17 protein-coding genes are annotated in these 17,997 nt (G+C 49.1%); 11 read left to right on the top strand and 6 right to left on the bottom strand.

Translation table 11 applies throughout. The features are described 5' to 3' along the window. The 4 genes from cobW to ACYSNS_RS12650 are packed head-to-tail and all read left to right on the top strand — an operon-like array spanning position 1 to position 5,850. Positions 1-1,068, top strand: coding sequence for a cobalamin biosynthesis protein CobW (gene cobW, locus ACYSNS_RS12665; protein ID WP_461723530.1), 1,068 nt, complete (start codon positions 1-3; stop codon positions 1,066-1,068). After that, positions 1,068-4,799 (top strand): cobaltochelatase subunit CobN, encoded by a 3,732-nt coding sequence (gene cobN, locus ACYSNS_RS12660; protein WP_461723529.1) that lies wholly within the window; start codon positions 1,068-1,070, stop codon positions 4,797-4,799. The genes cobW and cobN overlap by 1 nt, the downstream gene beginning before the upstream one ends. Then, a complete protein-coding gene (gene cobO / locus ACYSNS_RS12655; RefSeq protein WP_461723528.1) occupies positions 4,796-5,422 on the top strand; it encodes a cob(I)yrinic acid a,c-diamide adenosyltransferase in 627 nt (208 codons plus the stop codon). The genes cobN and cobO overlap by 4 nt, the downstream gene beginning before the upstream one ends. Then, entirely contained in the window at positions 5,422-5,850 is a 429-nt protein-coding gene (locus ACYSNS_RS12650) for an EamA family transporter (RefSeq protein WP_461723573.1), read from the top strand. Before cobO ends, ACYSNS_RS12650 begins: the two co-directional genes overlap by 1 nt. On the opposite strand, the gene ACYSNS_RS12645 is transcribed toward ACYSNS_RS12650, so the two are convergent. Continuing rightward, complete coding sequence (locus ACYSNS_RS12645) at positions 5,839-6,627, bottom strand: TSUP family transporter (protein ID WP_461723527.1); 789 nt, start codon at positions 6,625-6,627, stop codon at positions 5,839-5,841. The genes ACYSNS_RS12650 and ACYSNS_RS12645 overlap by 12 nt on opposite strands. 161 nt (positions 6,628-6,788) lie before the next feature. Between ACYSNS_RS12645 and ACYSNS_RS12640 the strand changes: the two genes are divergently transcribed. The 3 genes from ACYSNS_RS12640 to cobM are packed head-to-tail and all read left to right on the top strand — an operon-like array spanning position 6,789 to position 8,340. Beyond that, on the top strand, positions 6,789-7,214 hold the full coding sequence (locus ACYSNS_RS12640; RefSeq protein ID WP_461723526.1) for a tellurite resistance TerB family protein: 426 nt from the start codon (positions 6,789-6,791) through the stop codon (positions 7,212-7,214). Then, positions 7,214-7,603 carry a cobalamin biosynthesis protein gene (locus ACYSNS_RS12635; RefSeq protein ID WP_461723525.1) on the top strand — a complete coding sequence of 130 codons (390 nt, stop codon included), beginning with the start codon at positions 7,214-7,216 and terminating at the stop codon, positions 7,601-7,603. The genes ACYSNS_RS12640 and ACYSNS_RS12635 overlap by 1 nt, the downstream gene beginning before the upstream one ends. Continuing rightward, entirely contained in the window at positions 7,600-8,340 is a 741-nt protein-coding gene (gene cobM / locus ACYSNS_RS12630; RefSeq protein WP_461723524.1) for a precorrin-4 C(11)-methyltransferase, read from the top strand. Before ACYSNS_RS12635 ends, cobM begins: the two co-directional genes overlap by 4 nt. Here the strand turns inward: cobM and ACYSNS_RS12625 are convergent. Both ACYSNS_RS12625 and ACYSNS_RS12620 read right to left on the bottom strand, forming a co-directional pair. Continuing rightward, positions 8,316-9,068, bottom strand: a complete 753-nt coding sequence (locus ACYSNS_RS12625; protein WP_461723523.1) for a cobalt-precorrin-6A reductase — start codon at positions 9,066-9,068, stop codon at positions 8,316-8,318. The two genes, cobM and ACYSNS_RS12625, sit on opposite strands and share 25 nt — an antisense overlap. Then, on the bottom strand, positions 9,055-10,161 hold the full coding sequence (locus ACYSNS_RS12620) for a cobalt-precorrin-5B (C(1))-methyltransferase (protein WP_461723522.1): 1,107 nt from the start codon (positions 10,159-10,161) through the stop codon (positions 9,055-9,057). The genes ACYSNS_RS12625 and ACYSNS_RS12620 overlap by 14 nt, the downstream gene beginning before the upstream one ends. A gap of 116 nt (positions 10,162-10,277) precedes the next feature. On the opposite strand from ACYSNS_RS12620, the gene cobA reads away from it, so the two are divergent. From cobA to cbiB, 4 genes are all read left to right on the top strand, one after another. Beyond that, on the top strand, positions 10,278-11,087 hold the full coding sequence (gene cobA / locus ACYSNS_RS12615) for a uroporphyrinogen-III C-methyltransferase (protein WP_461723521.1): 810 nt from the start codon (positions 10,278-10,280) through the stop codon (positions 11,085-11,087). After that, positions 11,084-12,385, top strand: coding sequence for a cobyrinate a,c-diamide synthase (locus ACYSNS_RS12610; RefSeq protein ID WP_461723520.1), 1,302 nt, complete (start codon positions 11,084-11,086; stop codon positions 12,383-12,385). Before cobA ends, ACYSNS_RS12610 begins: the two co-directional genes overlap by 4 nt. 158 nt (positions 12,386-12,543) lie before the next feature. Further along, complete coding sequence (locus ACYSNS_RS12605) at positions 12,544-13,761, top strand: MFS transporter (RefSeq protein WP_461723519.1); 1,218 nt, start codon at positions 12,544-12,546, stop codon at positions 13,759-13,761. 45 nt (positions 13,762-13,806) lie between these two features. After that, entirely contained in the window at positions 13,807-14,751 is a 945-nt protein-coding gene (gene cbiB, locus ACYSNS_RS12600; RefSeq protein WP_461723572.1) for an adenosylcobinamide-phosphate synthase CbiB, read from the top strand. Here cbiB and ACYSNS_RS12595 read toward each other — a convergent pair. The 3 genes from ACYSNS_RS12595 to ACYSNS_RS12585 all read right to left on the bottom strand — a co-directional run bounded on the left by ACYSNS_RS12595 (position 14,724) and on the right by ACYSNS_RS12585 (position 17,981). Beyond that, positions 14,724-16,169 (bottom strand): MFS transporter, encoded by a 1,446-nt coding sequence (locus ACYSNS_RS12595; protein WP_461723518.1) that lies wholly within the window; start codon positions 16,167-16,169, stop codon positions 14,724-14,726. The genes cbiB and ACYSNS_RS12595 overlap by 28 nt on opposite strands. 168 nt (positions 16,170-16,337) lie before the next feature. Then, positions 16,338-17,552 carry an NADP-dependent isocitrate dehydrogenase gene (locus ACYSNS_RS12590; protein WP_461723517.1) on the bottom strand — a complete coding sequence of 405 codons (1,215 nt, stop codon included), beginning with the start codon at positions 17,550-17,552 and terminating at the stop codon, positions 16,338-16,340. Between the two features lie 78 nt (positions 17,553-17,630). Continuing rightward, positions 17,631-17,981 carry a DMT family protein gene (locus ACYSNS_RS12585; RefSeq protein ID WP_461723516.1) on the bottom strand — a complete coding sequence of 117 codons (351 nt, stop codon included), beginning with the start codon at positions 17,979-17,981 and terminating at the stop codon, positions 17,631-17,633. Positions 17,982-17,997 lie beyond the last annotated feature (16 nt).

The following is a 17,997-nucleotide window of genomic DNA, read 5'->3' as shown; positions in this document are numbered from 1 at the left end:
ATGTCAGATCAAAATTTCCTGCAAAGTAAAATACCGGCCACCGTTATTACCGGTTTTCTGGGGTCTGGTAAGACGACTATGATCCGACATCTTTTGGAAAATGCCGGAGGTAAGAAGATAGCGCTGATCATCAATGAATTTGGCGACCTTGGTGTCGATGGCGGATTGATTAAAGGTTGCGGCATTGAAAATTGTCGTGAAGAAGATGTGATCGAACTGAATAATGGCTGTATTTGCTGCACTGTGGCGGAAGATTTTATTCCCACAATGTCGAAACTTCTCGATAGACCAGATCGGCCAGACCACATTGTCATTGAAACATCTGGTCTGGCTTTGCCTCAACCTTTGGTGGCTGCCTTCAATTGGCCGGAAATCAAAACGCAAGTCACTGTTGACGGTGTTATTACAGTGGTAGACGCACCAGCCGTTGCCGAAGGTCGTTTTGCCGATGATCATGACAAAATAGATACTCAGCGTAAACAGGATGAATCGCTCGATCATGAGAGCCCGCTTGAGGAGCTTTTTGAAGACCAGATCCATGCAGCGGATCTTATCGTGTTAAATAAAGCCGACCTGCTCGATGAAGAAACACTCGATAAAGTCCGCAGCATTGTTGCATCGCATAGTGATCGTGTGGCGCAGATGGTACCGGCACAATTTGGCAGCTTGGGAATCGATCTGTTATTGGGCTTGGGTATCGGAACCGAAGACGATATTGAAAACCGCAAATCCCACCACGAACTGCATCATGCTGCGGGCGAAGCGCATAGTCATGATGAGTTTGACAGTTTCGTGGTAGACGTGGCCGCAATCGACGATCCAAAGAAGATCGTTGAGCAACTGAAAACGATTATTGCAGATCATGATATTCTGCGCCTGAAAGGTTTTGTCGACGTGGTCGGGAAGCCGATGCGTTTGGTCGTACAGGCAGTCGGACAGCGCGTGGATGCTTATTTCGATCGTCCTTGGTCGCTTGATGAACCGCGCCAAAGCCGTCTCGTGGTCATTGGCCTGCATGATATGGATCAGGAAGCTGTGCGCAAAAGCTTAATGGCGATCCGCAGCTGATGCATCTTCTTCTCGCGCAAAAGGGTACAATTGTTGAAGCCGATGAGGCGGTTGATCTTGGTCAATCGCCCGCCGATGTTATTTTCATGGCGGCGGCAGACACTGAACTTGCAAGCGTGAGTGTTGCCAAGGCGTCACTTGGTAAGGATAGTTCCGAACTGCGGTTGGCAAATTTGATGGCGCTGTCCCATCCGATGTCTGTTGACACCTATATAGAACGTACTGCCAGCAAAGCGCAGCTTGTCGTGTTACGCGTTATCGGCGGGGAAAGCTATTGGCCCTATGGTTTACAGCGGTTGCACGCTCTCGCTGTTGACAGAAAAATCAAGCTTGTAGTCCTTCCCGGTGACGACAAGCCAGATGCCGGCTTGGAAAAATATTGCACGGTGGCTTTGGATGATTGTGAAGCCGTTTGGCGCTATCTGATTGAAGGCGGCACACAAAATATGCAGGGCTTTCTGCGCTATTGCGATTATCTTCTCGGACGGGCGTCCCGCCCCGTTGATGCCGTACCTTTGATGAAAGCCGGCTTGTGGTCGTCAGAAGATAATGGTTTTTCGTTGGAAACGCTGGAAAAACAACGCAAGATAAGCGGAAAACCCGTTGTTGCGGTTTGTTTTTATCGTGCATTGGTACAAAGCGGGCAGACGCTTGCCATTGAAGCTTTGGTCAAAGCCCTTGCAAGGCGTGACATGATTGCCTTGCCTGTTTACGTCTCGAGTTTGAAAGATCCGCTAAGTGTGGCAATTGTCGATTCGATTTTTGCCAGACTCTGTCCGGATATTGTGCTCAATGCGACCGGTTTTGCGGTGTCCAATGGTTTGATGGATCGTGAGCCAACCGTGTTGGAAAAACGCGGGGCGATGGTTTTACAAATCATTCTTTCGGGCAGCAGCGAAGAAATTTGGCAGCGCGATGGGCGTGGCCTTTCAGCCCGCGATCTTGCGATGAATGTTGCTTTGCCGGAAGTCGATGGTCGTCTTCTTACCCGCGCAATTTCTTTTAAGTCTGCGGTGCAGTTCGACGAACAGACAGAATGCAATGTGGTTGTCCACAAGCCATTGGCTGATCGTGTTGAATTCGTTTGTGAGCTGGCAAAGAACTGGGTGCGTTTGCGACTTAAGAAACCGGCGGAACGACGTGTTGCTATTATTATGGCGAACTATCCCGGTGGCGACGGGCGATTAGGGCATGGTGTAGGACTGGATACGCCAGCAGCTACTCTATTGACACTGCGTGCGATGGAACAGCACGGTTATCCCGTCACCGATATTCCGGCTGATGGAAATACGCTTATGCGTCTTTTGTCGCAAGGTCCAACCAATGAAGGTGTGGCTGGTCGGGTTATACGAGTTTCGTTTTCAGTTAAAGAATACAAAACGTTATTCAATAATCTTGACAAAGAAATTCAACAGGAAATCTTGCAGCGCTGGGGTGCTCCGGAAGATGATGCGTATGTGACGGAACACGGCTTTGCACTTCCGGTTATGATGTTTGGAGACACAGTTATCGGCATTCAGCCGGAGCGTGCTTATGGTATGGATGCCAAGCAGGTTTACCATGCGCCGGATATCGTTCCGTCCCATCATTATCTGGCTTTCTATTTCTGGTTGCGCTTTGTCTATCGTGCTGACGCGGTCGTGCATATGGGCAAGCACGGCAATCTTGAATGGCTGCCGGGCAAGGCGTTGGCGCTTTCTGCCCGTTGCTACCCTGAAATAGCGCTTGGAGCCATGCCGCATATTTATCCATTTATTGTCAATGATCCGGGCGAAGGGACGCAGGCAAAGCGTCGCTCTTCTGCTGTTATTATCGACCATCTGACTCCGCCCTTAACGCGGGCGGAAAGTTATGGTCCGCTCAAGGACTTAGAGGTTCTTGTTGATGAATACTATGAAGCATCGGGTGTCGATCCTCGCAGGCTCGCCAAGCTGAAAACGGAAATTCTCGATTTGGTTCGTCTCACGGGATTGAACAGGGATGCGGGTATTGATGTTCATGACAGTGATGACTTCGCACTTGAAAAACTTGATGCATTTCTGTGTGACCTGAAAGAGTTGCAGATTCGCGACGGGCTTCATATTTTTGGTAAGGCGCCGGAAGGCGAGCAATTGGAAAATCTTTTGGTTGCGCTAGCGCGTGTTCCGCGTGGCGACGATGAAAAGGGTAGCCTTCATCGCGCCATTGCCGATGATTTGGCGTTGCATTTCGATCCGCTCGATTGTGCTTTTGCAGATGTCTGGGCTGGCAGCAAGCCACAGATTTTGCAGACGATATGTCAAGATGTCTGGCGGAGTACCGGCGATACCGTTGAACGCATCGAGCTGCTGGCATTGAAACTTGTTTCAGGAGAAGTGCAGCTGCCATCATGGTTTGCAAAAACCTTGCCGATATTGGACGACATTCAAAACAGTCTTCGTCCTATGGTTTTAACTTGCGGACCAAGCGAGATGGAGGGGTTTCTCAAAGCATTAGATGGGCGTTTTGTTAATCCCGGGCCATCTGGTGCACCGACACGCGGGCGGCCCGACGTGTTACCGACAGGTCGTAATTTCTTTTCGGTCGATACGCGCGCTGTGCCGACACCGTCGGCATGGACGCTGGGAAAACGGTCTGCAGAATTGTTGATAACGCGCTATGTGCAGGATCATGGTGAATGGCCAAAAGCCTTTGGTCTCACCGCTTGGGGGACCGCCAATATGCGCACCGGAGGGGATGACATTGCGCAAGCTTTGGCATTGTTAGGGGTGAAGCCCGTATGGGATGCGGCATCTCGCCGTGTAACGGGTTATGAAGTGATTCCCTTGGCAGCTTTGGGTAGGCCTCGGGTTGATGTCACGCTAAGGATATCGGGCTTTTTCCGTGATGCCTTTCCCGAGCAGCTGGTATTGCTGGATCAAGCTGTTCGTGCGGTTGCCGCTTTGGACGAACCACTGGCTGATAATCCTATAGCAAACAATGTTGCGCGTGATAGCGCGCTCATGCTCGAACAAGGATTTTCAGCAGACGACGCGCTTGAACGGGCAGGCTATAGAATATTTGGTGCCCGTCCCGGCGTTTATGGCACCGGTGTTCAAGAATTGCTTGATAAAGGCAACTGGCAGGAAAGTGCAGATCTTGGCAAAGCTTGGTTTGCGCACTCATCGCACGCATATGGTAAAGCCGAAGCCGCCGATGCCGGTACCCAGCTTGAAGAGCGGCTTCAACAACTTGATGCTGTGGTTCAAAATCAAGACAATCGCGAGCATGACCTTCTTGATTCAGGTGAATATTATGCGTTTGAAGGTGGCATGGCATCAGCCATAGCTGAAAAAAAGGGGTTGTGGCCGACAATCTATCATAATGATCTTTCTCGTCCTGAAAGACCCTTGATTAAAACCTTGCTGGAAGAGATTGGGCGCACACTTCATGGCCGCGCTGTTAATCCAAAATGGATAGACAGTGCAAAACGCCATGGTTTTAAAGGTGGTGTCGAAATGGCAGCCACGGTGGATTATCTCTTCGCTTTTGCGGCCACAACCAATGCCGTTTCAGATCACCATTTTGAGGCGATTTATGAAGCCTATATTCGTGATCTTCAAACAAGAGATTTTTTAAAACAATGCAATCCGGCTGCTTTGTCCGAGATCGCTGAAAAATTGGTGCAAGCGATTGAGAGACAATTGTGGTCTCCGCGCTCGAATTCCGCACGATATGAATTGGAAGAATTGCAGAAAGGTTTCAGGCAATGAGCGTGAAAGATAACATGACGGAAGAACAATTAAACGCGCGTCATGCTGAAAAGATGAAAAAAAAGAAAGCAGCCCGCGATAAAATCGATGCAGGAAAAACAGAAGAAAAAGGTCTTCTTATTGTTCATACCGGCAAGGGAAAAGGCAAAACTACGGCTGCCTTTGGTATGGTGTTTCGCGCTTTGGGACACGGCATGAATGTGGGCGTCGTGCAGTTTGTCAAAGGTTTGCGGGTAACGGGCGAGCGTGCTGCTTTGGAAAAATTCGGTAATCAAGTCCGCACTTTTGCCAGCGGCGAAGGGTTTACATGGGAAACCCAAGATCGATCCAAAGATATAGCAATGGCGCGTGAAGCTTGGGAAGTCGCCAAGGAAATGATCCTTGATGAAACGACAGATGTGGTATTATGCGATGAATTGAATATTGTTCTGAGATATGATTATCTACCGCTGTCAGAGATTATGGACGTATTGGCACAGCGACCATTCATGAAACATGTGATTATCACCGGCCGTAACGCGCGCGAAGATCTGATCGCTGCAGCCGATCTGGTGACGGAAATGGAGCTTGTAAAGCATCCGTTCCGTTCGGGGATAAAAGGGCAGAAGGGGATAGAATATTGATAACAGCCTCATGGCAGTTCTGGGCTTTTATGGCAGCTATTTTCGCTGCCCTGACAGCTATATTTGCCAAGATCGGGATACATGGCATCAATTCGGACTTCGCAACGCTGGTGCGGACACTTGTTATCATTGGCGCTTTGTGTTTTTTCCTTACACTGACAGGCCAGTGGCAGCGCCCCCAAGATATTTCGTTTAAATCCTGGTTATTCCTAATATTGTCGGGGTTGGCGACGGGTGCGTCCTGGCTTGCCTATTTCAGGGCATTGCAATTGGGTGATGCTTCACGCGTCGCGCCAATTGATAAATTATCGGTTATTTTTGTTGCGATCTTCGGCGTTACATTTTTAGGCGAAAAGCTTTCGGCAATTAATTGGACCGGTGTTGTTCTCATCGGGGCAGGGGTTATTTTACTGTCGTTAAAGATGTAGAAATTCCCTTAGAGGATTATGTGGGTCCCATAATAGTTTCACTGCAAGAATAAGGCATACAATCACCAGCAACGGCTTTATCAGGCGTGAACCAACCCTCATGGCGATACGCGCTCCGATTTGCGCACCAATGAATTGCGCAATACCCATCGAGATACCGATGCGAAAGTCGATAGAGCCGACAAGCGCGAATGTCAGAAATCCGCCAACATTGGACGAAAAATTTAAAAGCTTGGTGTGGGCTGTTGCTTTGAGAATGCCATATCCGGCCAGCGAAACGAAAGCCAGCATGTAAAAAGAACCGGCACCCGGGCCAAAAAGTCCGTCATAGAAACCGACAAGCGGCGCCATGGTCAGGCAAAAAACCATCGGACCGATACGTTGGGTCTTATCGATATCGTTCAGATTTGGTTTTAAGGCAAAGTAGAGCGCTACAACGATTAATAAAACGGGCAGAAAGGCTTGTAAAATGGCAACCGGAATAACGACGGCAACAAGGGCACCGACAACGCTGCCGAAAAATGCCATAAGGGCTTGTCCGAATTGTTTTCGCAGATCAACATGTCCGGCACGGGCATAGGCCAGTGTCGCCGAAAATGATCCAAACAGCCCCTGCAGCTTATTCGTTCCCAATGCGGTTACCGGCGGGATACCGGACAACATCAAGACGGGAATGGTGATGAGACCGCCGCCGCCCGCTATTGAATCGATAATACCAGCAGCCAAAGCTGCAAAAATCAAAGTAACAATAGTCGGGTCAGTCAGAAAATCGATCATCGCCTAAAACGCTCCTCCAAATTGGCAACAACATAAACGAGTCGGGCTTTTTGACCAGAGAAACTTCGATTTTTATGATCAAGCTCTTGTGTTTTCTCTTCAGTGTTGGCACTTTCGGTTTCCGATAGAATTTGGCAGCTTCGCCTGAATGGGAGTTATGGATGTTTCAACGCATTGCGAGTTATTTTTCACGCCACAATGCAGTTCGCAAAGTCGCCGATGATCCGGCAACAGCAGCTGAGCTTTTGTTGCTTATTCATCTTGGATTTGCAGATGGAGAGCATAGCGCCAGTGAAACAGCAGCTTTTTCTAAAATAGCTGAAGAACAGTTTGGCATTCCACGTGAGGCTCTGCCCGAGGTTATCAAATATCTTTATGATTTCGGTTATGAGACGACTACAGGACAAGCTGCATCTCTATTCGCGGAAATGGCACCGGAACGTAAGATCTCGCTCATTGAGAATTTGATGGCAATTGCTGCGGCCGACCGCCATGTTGATGCGGATGAAGTCGCTCTGATCCAGCGCGTCGCCGCTATTTTAGGCGTAACGGCCGAAGAAGTAGAGCGGGCACGCCGGCGCACGTAATGGTTTATAAAGCTTTAGCCCAAGGTGCGACGATTGGAATAGGTGTGGCGAGCCACGCGGATAAAGGTGATTTGATAGAGGCACTGCAAATATTACCTGATGTCGATTTAACAATCATCGCAACACGCAAGGGTAAAGAAACACATCCGGTATTGATCTATGCACAGGAGGTGCTGGGGCTTCCAATTGTGCTGTTTGACGTAAAACATCTCGAAGAGATGACGCCGCGTCTCAAAAATCCCTCCGATTCGGTATTCCATGCAATCGGATGCCATGGGGTGGCAGAGGCTTCAGCACTTGCTGCGTGCGGTCATGATGGTGAATTGATCGTCGAAAAAACGAAATTCGGTGGTGTAACCGTCGCTATAGCAAAAAGCTTTTCACAATGAAGGTTTATTTCATCGGCGCGGGGCCAGGGGCTCCAGATCTCATCACGGTTCGCGGGTTAAACCTGATAAAGACATGTCCGGTATGTCTTTACGCCGGTTCGCTGGTTCCAGCTGAATTGATCGCGCAGATACCAAGCACCGTAAAATTGATAAATACCGCCGATCTCAAGCTTGACCAGATTATTGCGGAATTCGCGGGGGCAAAGGAAATGGGCAAGGATGTCGCCCGCCTTCATTCTGGCGATCCATCGCTTTATGGTGCCATAGCCGAGCAGATGCGTGCGCTCGATGAACGAGCAATCGATTATGAAATTGTTCCGGGAGTTCCGGCATTTGCCGCCGCAGCGGCAGCAATGAAGCAGGAACTGACCTTGCCCGGTTTGAATCAATCTTTAATCATCACGCGCACGGCAGTTCACTCCTCTGCTATGCCGGCAGATGAAACGCTGCATAATCTTGGCCAAGCCCATGCAACTATGGCAATCCATCTTTCTGTAAAAAATATTGATTGCATCCAGAAAGAGCTTATCCCGCTTTACGGTACAGATTGTCCGGTGGTTGTCGCGGCCCGAATTAGCTGGCCGGATGAGATTATTCTCCGCGGGACATTGGCCGATATAGATCAAAAAATAGCGTCAGCGGGTCTTCGCAAAACCGCGATTATTTTTATTGGCAAAGGCATGTCCCCTGACAATTTCAACAATTCTTCGCTTTATAGTCTTTGCGATAAAAAATGAGAAATGAAGCGCATTGTTTCATCCACAGACGTCAGGTAAGGCACGTTTGGCAACGCTTTTCTTGTTTGCATGATAACTGGCAGGCCAAGCTGTCTTGCCGCCAATAATTTGCCAAATGATAGCTGGCCTCCAGAATTGCGACAGACCATGATGTTGAATCGGCGTTCTTCTAAAAAGGCGAGTTCTTCATCAAATGTCTTTGGTCTATCGTAGATAATTTCCAGATTGGCAAATTCATCGGCATTTTCAGCCGGTTCGATCATTCGTGCCACGAAACTTACATCTTTTCGTACAGAAAAACTTTTCAGATATTGCCTTCCTAAAGCAAGGAAACAAGAGCAATCCCGCGGTATCATGGGGACAGCTTCATGAAGATGTTCGACCATAAGCCAATTGTCGTCACGTTCAGCTTGCCATAAAGGCCGTTCAAGCCGGAGATAAGGAATGGATGTAGCTTCTGCTGCGCGCCATGCATGGTCGGTCATGGTTTGGGCAAAGGGATGCGTAGCATCAATGATCAAGCCGATCTGTTCTTTTTGTAACGTCTCAATCAATCCTTCAACGCCGCCAAAGCCGCCTATCCGAAACCTTCCGGCAGGTATACGCGGCTTGGAAGTTCGTCCGGCTAAGGAGGTGAGAAACGCTATCTGCTTTTGATCCAACCGTTCCGCCAGATTGTAGGCTTCTGTCGTGCCGCCAAGAAGCAGAATGGTATTAGATACGTGCAAGAATATTCCCCGTTCTATCGGTAACTAGCACTTCCACTTCTACCGGTGCGCCACGCAACGTATCCAATGCCGTCGCTTGCGCTTTGAGCGCAATGGGCTTGGCGATGTCGACATGGTTTTCTAAAGCAATGTCCAGGACTTCTTTGGCAGTATTTGCGGTGAGCACGGACGGTTTGAAGCTATCAGATAGACCCTGTTGTTGCGCTGTTTCCCATAGAAAACCCATATCAACCTGACTGCGTGAGGAATGCAGATCGAGTGCACCTTGGGCGAGTTTTGTAAACTTGGCAAAGCCTCCTGCAAGGGTTATTTTATCAATGGGATGCTGTCGCAGGTATTTCAATACCCCGCCGGCAAAGTCGCCCATGTCGAGCAGCGCATAATCGGGAAGATTGTAGAGCGCTTGCGCGGTATCTTCGGATGTCGAGCCCGTTGCGGCAATGACGTGATGTGCACCTTGTGCCCGCGCAACGTCAATGCCTCTATGAATGGAGTGGATCCATGCGGAACAGGAAAATGGATGCACAACGCCTGTTGTACCCAAAATGGAGATACCACCTTCAATTCCTAATCTCGGATTCCATGTTTTTTGTGCAAGTTCAAGACCGTTTGGAACAGAGATCGTTATGACGAGATCGGCGGGTAAGCCGTATTCGGCACATATCTCTTCGCAGATTGCGCGCATCATTTGGCGCGGCACCGGATTAATTGCCGGCTCGCCAACTGCAAGCGGCAGGCCAGCTTTGGTCACTGTACCGACACCTTCTCCAGCGCGGAAGATAATGCCACTGTCGGGAGGAGCAGGATGAACCGTTGAAATAATGGTTGCGCCATGAGTTACATCGGGGTCATCCCCAGCATCTTTAATGATGCCGGCAATAGCATATCCTTCACCCAGACTTTCCAGTGCCAATTGAAAATAGGGCACATCGCCTTTGGGCAGGATAATTCCTACAGGATCGGGAAATTCACCGGTGATCAAAGCCGTTAGCGCCGCTTTGGTGGCCGCCGTTGCACAGGCACCCGTTGTCCAACCGGTGCGCAGCGGAGTATCCGGTTTTCGTTTTTCGTGCTCGGCTTTTTCGCTCATCATGTTCTTATACGACGACAATAAAAAAGTTTACAGTGGATTCAATCTGCACGATAGATAAAACATCAAAAAACGTTGATTCTTCCATTGGGTAGAGCATAGCAGCAAAAGGTTGGATAATGGAGGCAGAATTGCCTTTCAATTTGCCAGAATTCATCGCAGGGCAGGTGTGGCTGGTGGGCGCAGGCCCGGGTGATCCCGGATTGTTGACCTTGCATTGCATCAATGCAATTCGTCAGGCGGATCATATTCTATATGATGCTCTGGTTGACCGGTCGTGTCTGACATTGGCACGTCCATCTTGCATCTTGGAATTTGCTGGAAAACGCGGCGGCAAGCCATCGCCCAAGCAGCATGAAATTACGATGCGTATGATTGAATTGGCGCAAGCAGGAAAACGCGTATTGCGGCTGAAAGGCGGCGATCCTTTTGTGTTTGGTCGCGGCGGTGAAGAAGCCTTGGCGCTGGTTGAGGCTGGAATTCTTTTTCGTATTGTTCCGGGTATTACCGCAGGGATAGCTGGTCCGGCCTATGCGGGCATTCCCGTGACACATCGCACAATCAATCAAAGTGTCACCTTTTTGACCGGTCATGATGCCGATGGTAGCGTCCCTAAATCGTTCGATTGGAATGCCATATCCAAAGCATCGCCGGTTTTGGTGCTTTATATGGCAATGAAGCATATAGGAGAAATAGCCGAGAATTTGCTGAAAGCTGGTAGACCGACAGATGAACCGGTCGTGTTCATTTCAAATGCCACCACGTTACGACAGTCGGTGGTTGAAACAACTTTAAGTCAAGCACGCCAGTGTGTTGAAGACCAACTGATCGAGCCACCGTCGATTATTGTCATTGGCGGCGTTGCGCAATTGCGCAGCTCGTTAAACTGGGTACCGGTTCTGGCACAAAAAACGGAAAGTGCGCTATGAAGGGGTTTATGATTGCTGCACCAAACTCCGGTGCTGGTAAGACTGTTATCACTTTGGCAATGCTGCGTGCCTTGAAAAATATCGGGCTTGATATTGCACCGGCAAAGGCTGGCCCTGATTTCATTGATCCTTCATTTCACCAAGCAGCAACCGGTGTCGAAAGTTATAATCTTGATTGCTGGGCAATGCGGCCGGATCTGGTCAGTGCGCTTTCGGCCCGCCGTACCGAAGGGGCAAAAACTTTGGTTGTCGAGGCGATGATGGGTCTATTCGATGGCGCCGCTGATGGCAGCGGGTCATCAGCGGATCTGGCAAAAATGCTCGGTCTGCCGGTCATTTTCGTGGTTGATTGCGCAAGCCAATCGCATTCTGTTGCGGCACTGGTAAAAGGTTTTGAAAGCTATATGCCGGGACTTTATATGGCCGGTGTCATTCTCAATAAAGTTGGGAGCGATCGCCATGAACTCATGTTGCGGCAGGCTTTGGAACGCATTGCTGTTCCTATATTGGGTGTTGTACGCCGTCATGAGGGGCTGGTATTGCCTTCACGGCATCTGGGACTGGTGCAGGCAAGCGAGCATCTTGCCATTGAAGAATTCATTGCCAATGCAGCTAGCATTATAGCCGATAGCGTCGATCTTGATCAGGTCGTCAGACTGTCTAAGTTGGCCGGCAATAAGGAACAGGCGGCAGCTGTGCCACGTATCGCACCGTTGGGACAACATATCGCTGTAGCGAAGGACGATGCATTCAGATTTGTTTATCCGCATCTTTTGGGGGGCTGGCGTCGCAAGGGTGTTGAGATATCGTTTTTCTCGCCTCTTGCCGATGAAGCACCTAATGAACATGCCGATGCTGTCTATCTTTGTGGTGGATATCCGGAACTTTTTGCCGCCAAACTGGCTGCAGCCAAACATTTTAAACGTTCAATCGTGCAGTTGGCTGCAAAAGGCGGTAGGATCTATGGTGAATGCGGTGGCTACATGACGCTAGGCGAAAGCCTTGAGGATGGTAATGGTATTCGACACGAGATGCTCGGGCTTTTGCCGTTGCATACTAGCTTCAAAAAGAAAAAGCTACATTTGGGGTATCGACGGCTTGAGCCCGCGGGTCATTTCCTTTGGCAACAGCCTATTCGCGGCCATGAATTCCATTATGCATCGATTATAGAGCAGGGGGGGGCGGCTCCTTTGTTCAAAGCACGTGATGCGCTTGGAACAGATATGGGTAACATTGGTTTACACATTGGAAATGTAGCCGGTTCGTTTATCCATGTAATGGATATTGAAGGCGAGTAAGGGTTGCATTTGGCTTTTTCTGTTGAAAGGCAAACAACCTTCACAGATTGTTGCATGGCAGATGATGGGAAAAGCTCTATCTTCTGCTGTTCTGAATCATGACATAAACCTTGATACTTGTTTTGAAGAAATCTCCTGCAGGGGTTCTATAGCTGCTTATGACCTATGAAATCAAAAAACTGAACGCCGCTAACACAGGTGTCGACGCCAAGGCACGCCGTATCGGTATTCTCGCTCTCGCCGTCGGCAGTTTCGCGATTGGAACAGCGGAGTTTGTCGCCATGGGGCTCCAGCCAGAAATGGCCCAGAGTTCGGGCGTTGATATCCCCACGGCCGGGCAATATATTTCGGCCTATGCTTTGGGCGTGGTCGTGGGAGCGCCGGTACTGGCGGTTGCCACGGCCAAGTTTCCGCGTAAATATGTATTGATCGCATTGATGATTTTCTATGCATTTTCCAATATTGCGAGTGCCTGCGTTACGAGCTTCGATGCACTTGTCGGTTTACGGTTCATGAGTGGTCTGCCACACGGCATTTATTTTGGTGTTGCAGCCATTGCCGCATCCTCCATGGTTGAGATGAAACAGCGGCCGAAAGCAATCGGCAGCGTGATGCTGGGATTGACAATTGCAACGGTGATTGGCGCGCCGGGCGCTACCTGGATAGGACAACAGGTCGGTTGGCAAATCGCATTCGTTTTGGTTGGTATGATCGCATTGTTTTGTGCTTTGTTGATATGGAGATTTTTGCCCACTATGCCGACTGCTATTGGCACCAGCCCGTTGACTGAACTTGGCGCTTTGAAACAGAAGCAGGTTTGGTTGCTTCTGGCCATGGTATCGATTGGCTCGGCAGGCTTGTTTTCAGTTTTCACCTATATCAAATCGACGCTTATGCACGTTTCCGGCGTTTCGCTGGAATGGGTACCATTTATCATGCCGCTTTTGGGGCTGGGAATGGTGGCTGGCAATATATTCGGCCCGAAAATAGCAGTCAGAATTGGCGCTATGCGAATGATATTTCTGGCAATGCTATGGAGCTCGGTGACGTTCTTTCTTTTCTTTTTCTTTTCACATGCGGGCATTACCGCTGCTATAGGCTGTTTTCTGGTTGGTACGTCATTTGCCAGTATGCCCTCCATTCAGACGCGTATTATGGATGTCGCCGGTAATGCGCAAACATTAGCCGGTGCATTGATGCAGTCGGCTTTTAATATCGCCAATGCAATCGGGGCAGAATCGGGTGCGAAGATCCTCAAGCTCGGTTATAGCTACGAATATACCGCTGTTTTAGGTGGTGTTCTCACCTTGTGCGGTTTGGCGATATTCTCGTTCTCATGGTATGTCGAAAAACGCGATCAACGTAAATTATCTTGATAGGCTAATTGTTTGGACCGTTTGTGCATCGTTCTTCTGTTGGCAATGTTGATTGATCGTCTATTTGGTGATCCGCAATGGTTATGGAATAAAATTCCCCATCCCGTTGCGGTTTTCGGTCAATCAATTAGCTATCTTGAAAGGATGTTGAATCGCGCAGAATTGTCGTTTCGACGTCGATATATTTACGGTGTTTTTACGATCGTCGTTCTCTTGGCCGGTACATACATTTTAACATGGCTGGTACAACTATGGTTACAACAGCTTGCATGGGCTGGAATTGTATTAGAAGCAATTGTCGCTTCGATGTTTCTGGCACAAAAGAGCCTGTCAGACCATGTTTCGCATGTAGAACAGGCCTTCCAGCATGGAAGTCTTGATGAAGCGCGCCGGGCAGTTGGAATGATCGTTGGCAGAGATACTGCGACACTTGATGAAAGCGCCATCTGTCGTGCGGCAATTGAAAGCTTATCGGAAAATAGTTCCGACGGTGTTATCGCGCCGATCTTTTGGTTTCTGCTGCTTGGTCTACCCGGTTTGGTTTGTTACAAGCTTCTGAATACCGCAGATTCCATGATCGGACATAAGAACAGTCGTTATCTGCAATTCGGTTGGGCTTCCGCCCGGCTGGATGATTTGGCCAATTACATTCCCGCGCGCCTGACGGCTTTGCTAACGATACTTGCTTTACTGTTTTGGTACGGACGGAGTAAAGCGCTGCGAGCGGCCATGGTTGTCAAGCAGGATGCGCGGCACCACCGCTCTCCCAATGCCGGTTGGCCGGAATGCGCCTATGCCGGAGGGTTGGGAATACAACTTGCCGGGCCAAGGCTCTATGGCGGTCAGCTCGTGCAGGAGCCCTTTCAAAATGCCGATGGCAGAGTTGCACAACCAATGGACATCAACAAAGCTATTCGCCTCTTCAAGCAGTCGATGACCTTAGCTTTCATCCTGCTTGCAGCCTATCTCGTTTTATCATCCATTTTCTGATCGGGTTTTCCAGATGGATTATGCCGCATGGCACGCGCGACGCTTATGGCACATGGAATGCCCAGCAGCAGAAGCACAATGAGGAAAATAAACAATGCTCGTGCGGCATTGATCATTCCATCCACTCCACCGGGAATAAAAAGGCCCGCAAGATTGGTCACAGTGCCAGCAAGTGCTGCGCTGAGTGCGGTCGAGAATAGCTGAATCGATGTCAGCGAACTGCTCGCGCGCAAAGCGTCTTCCGGCCTCGCACATTGAAGCACTCGTGTGAGCAGATGTGGCCAACATGTTCCCGCCCCCACGCCAATCATGAACAAGGCGACAGATATTGCAGCAATAAAACCCGCTGACTGCCAACTTGAAGGAATAAACCACAATAAAGTAACCATGCCGATCAGCCCGAGACACGGCGATATCATAACGATTGCGCGCACGGTCGCGGGCTTTGCACCGGCACTCGGCAGGGATCCACACGTCCAGCCAATGCTCATTAAAGCTGCGATGTAGCCTGCCATAAGTGGGCCTTCACCATGAAGTTCCTGCAAGAACAATGGCAGATAAAGCTCGGCACCATTAACCGCGATCGAAATAATCACCATCAACGAATAGAGCGGGAAAAACGCAGAGCTTGGAATGAAAGCACCAGCAGGCAGCATTCTGTTGGACGAGCGGATATCGAGCCGTGCCAAGATAAAAAGAAGGATAACACCGACAACGATGCCGCCGATCTTTGCCCAACTCGCCTCGACGGCGCTGCCTGCCGATATGATCAGCACCAATGCGGTTAAGACTGCCAACTGCATAATGGGGAGACGGCTTTGAGCTTCCGTATTCTGATTTTCTTTTGGGAGAACCTTTATCGCGACGATTGAAAAAATAGTTGCCAATATTCCAACAGTCCAAAAAGAAGCGCGCCACACACCGTATTCTGCAAATACGCCGCCGATAGCTGGACCGAGCAGTGTCGAAATGCCCCACATTCCCGATATGACCCCCATTGCTCGAGGCCAGAGCTGCGGAGCAAACACAATTCTTACCATCGAGTATGACAATGATAGCAGGAAACCGCCTCCAAATCCTTGTATAAGGCGCCCAAACAAAAATAACGGCATAGTGGGGGCAAGGCTACAGATGAATGTTCCTACAGCGAAAAGTAACGCTGCTATGACATAAGCCGTCCGCGGGCCGGTATTGGCCAGAAGTTTTGCTGCAAGTGACGCACCTATGAGGGAGGCGGTAACGAAAATAGTTGCAGCCCAGGAGTAATATTGTTGGCCGCCAATATCGTTCACGAGCGACGGAAGGATTGTCACAACGATGTAAACATTGACAGCATGGAGTGCAACGCCACCGGCAAGTGTCACGGAACGAATGCCGTTCTTACCGGAGAGGAGCGCTGACCAGCCTTGTTCACTCATTTCAACCTCTGAAAATAGTTTTTGGGAATCACACACAGATGTCTTATCGTCGTTGTCGCAATGTGCCAACCCATGGCGATGCCTATCGATACGCAAAGCGTGATGATGGAGCATTTTTAAAAAAGAAAAAGCCCCGCAGGTGCGGGGCTTTCGCAATGTTTGACTGTTTTAGGCTGACATGGCCTTTTTAAGATTTTCGTCGATCTTATCGAGAAAACCTGTTGTTGAAAGCCATTTCTGATCAGGGCCGATCAGAAGAGCAAGGTCTTTGGTCATGTAACCGGACTCAACCGTATCAACGCAAACTTTTTCAAGCGTATCGGCGAAGCGTTTCAATTCATCGTTGCCGTCAAGTTTCGCACGATGGGCAAGTCCGCGTGTCCATGCAAAGATCGAAGCGATGGAGTTGGTGGATGTCTCTTCGCCCTTCTGGTACTGACGATAATGGCGGGTAACAGTGCCGTGGGCAGCTTCAGCTTCAACTGTTTTGCCATCCGGTGTCATCAGAACAGAGGTCATCAATCCGAGAGAACCGAAGCCTTGAGCGACGATATCCGACTGTACGTCGCCATCGTAGTTTTTACACGCCCACACATATCCGCCCGACCATTTGAGAGCAGAAGCCACCATATCATCAATCAGGCGATGTTCGTAAGTCAATTTGCGCTTATCGAATTCAGCCTTAAAGTCCGCGTCGAAGACTTCTTGGAAGATGTCTTTGAAACGGCCGTCATAAGCTTTCAAAATGGTGTTTTTGGTGGACAAATAAACCGGTACATTACGCTGTAAACCATAGTTGAACGATGCGCGCGCAAAATCACGGATGGATTCGTCCAGATTGTACATAGCCAAAGCTACGCCCGCACCCGGTGCATCATAAACATCATGTTCAATCACCTGACCGTCATCGCCAACGAATTTGATTGTCAGCTTGCCTTTGCCAGGAAATTTGAAATCAGTCGCCTTATACTGGTCACCAAATGCGTGGCGGCCAACAATGATTGGCTTCGTCCAACCGGGTACGAGACGGGGAACATTTTTACAGATGATCGGTTCGCGGAAAATCACACCACCTAAAATGTTGCGGATTGTTCCATTGGGGGACTTCCACATTTTTTTCAGGTTAAATTCTTTTACGCGCGCCTCATCCGGTGTGATTGTAGCGCATTTCACGCCCACACCATATTGCTTGATAGCATTCGCGGAATCAATGGTTACCTGATCGTTGGTAGCATCGCGATTTTCAACGGAAAGATCGTAATATTTAAGATCAATATCCAGATAAGGATGGATCAGTTTTTCCTTGATGTACTGCCAGATGATACGTGTCATCTCGTCGCCATCAAGTTCTACAACGGGATTTGCCACCTTAATCTTTGCCATACGATGTTCCTCTTCCAAGTTTTCAATGTTCACGGGTATAGCACCCGCAATGTCATGGTGAAAAGTCTAAAACGTGTCTTATAACGGACCTTTGAAGACAAAATAAGCGCCGGCCACGATCAAGCCAAAGCCAACGAAATGGTTGATCGTGAGCTTTTCTCCTAGGTAGAGAATAGAGAAAACCGCGAATATTACGAGAGTGATAACCTCTTGTATGGTTTTCAGTTGTGCAGCGCTATAAACTTCATGTCCAAGACGGTTTGCCGGCACAGCCAGACAATATTCAAAAAAAGCTATTCCCCAACTGACAATGATGACCAACAGCAATGGCTTATTGGTAAACTTCAAATGTCCATACCATGCAAAAGTCATGAATATGTTCGAGAAAAGCAATAACCCTATCGGCATGATGTAGGGGAGGATGTTCATGATCTTATCTCTTGAT

The organism is Bartonella sp. LJL80 (assembly GCF_054871565.1).
Note: the sequence above shows the minus strand (reverse complement) of the source record. Positions and strands in the feature narration are given on the sequence as shown.

Excerpts from the sequence above, each read along its gene's own strand:
- cobW (WP_461723530.1), top strand. The coding sequence starts at position 1 with ATGTCAGATCAAAATTTCCTGCAAAGTAAAATACCGGCCACCGTTATT.
- cobN (WP_461723529.1), top strand. The coding sequence starts at position 1,068 with ATGCATCTTCTTCTCGCGCAAAAGGGTACAATTGTTGAAGCCGATGAG.
- cobO (WP_461723528.1), top strand. The coding sequence starts at position 4,796 with ATGAGCGTGAAAGATAACATGACGGAAGAACAATTAAACGCGCGTCAT.
- ACYSNS_RS12645 (WP_461723527.1), bottom strand. The coding sequence starts at position 6,627 with ATGATCGATTTTCTGACTGACCCGACTATTGTTACTTTGATTTTTGCA.
- ACYSNS_RS12640 (WP_461723526.1), top strand. The coding sequence starts at position 6,789 with ATGTTTCAACGCATTGCGAGTTATTTTTCACGCCACAATGCAGTTCGC.
- ACYSNS_RS12635 (WP_461723525.1), top strand. The coding sequence starts at position 7,214 with ATGGTTTATAAAGCTTTAGCCCAAGGTGCGACGATTGGAATAGGTGTG.
- cobM (WP_461723524.1), top strand. The coding sequence starts at position 7,600 with ATGAAGGTTTATTTCATCGGCGCGGGGCCAGGGGCTCCAGATCTCATC.
- ACYSNS_RS12620 (WP_461723522.1), bottom strand. The coding sequence starts at position 10,161 with ATGATGAGCGAAAAAGCCGAGCACGAAAAACGAAAACCGGATACTCCG.
- cobA (WP_461723521.1), top strand. The coding sequence starts at position 10,278 with ATGGAGGCAGAATTGCCTTTCAATTTGCCAGAATTCATCGCAGGGCAG.
- ACYSNS_RS12610 (WP_461723520.1), top strand. The coding sequence starts at position 11,084 with ATGAAGGGGTTTATGATTGCTGCACCAAACTCCGGTGCTGGTAAGACT.
- ACYSNS_RS12605 (WP_461723519.1), top strand. The coding sequence starts at position 12,544 with ATGACCTATGAAATCAAAAAACTGAACGCCGCTAACACAGGTGTCGAC.
- cbiB (WP_461723572.1), top strand. The coding sequence starts at position 13,807 with ATGTTGATTGATCGTCTATTTGGTGATCCGCAATGGTTATGGAATAAA.
- ACYSNS_RS12595 (WP_461723518.1), bottom strand. The coding sequence starts at position 16,169 with ATGAGTGAACAAGGCTGGTCAGCGCTCCTCTCCGGTAAGAACGGCATT.
- ACYSNS_RS12590 (WP_461723517.1), bottom strand. The coding sequence starts at position 17,552 with ATGGCAAAGATTAAGGTGGCAAATCCCGTTGTAGAACTTGATGGCGAC.
- ACYSNS_RS12585 (WP_461723516.1), bottom strand. The coding sequence starts at position 17,981 with ATGAACATCCTCCCCTACATCATGCCGATAGGGTTATTGCTTTTCTCG.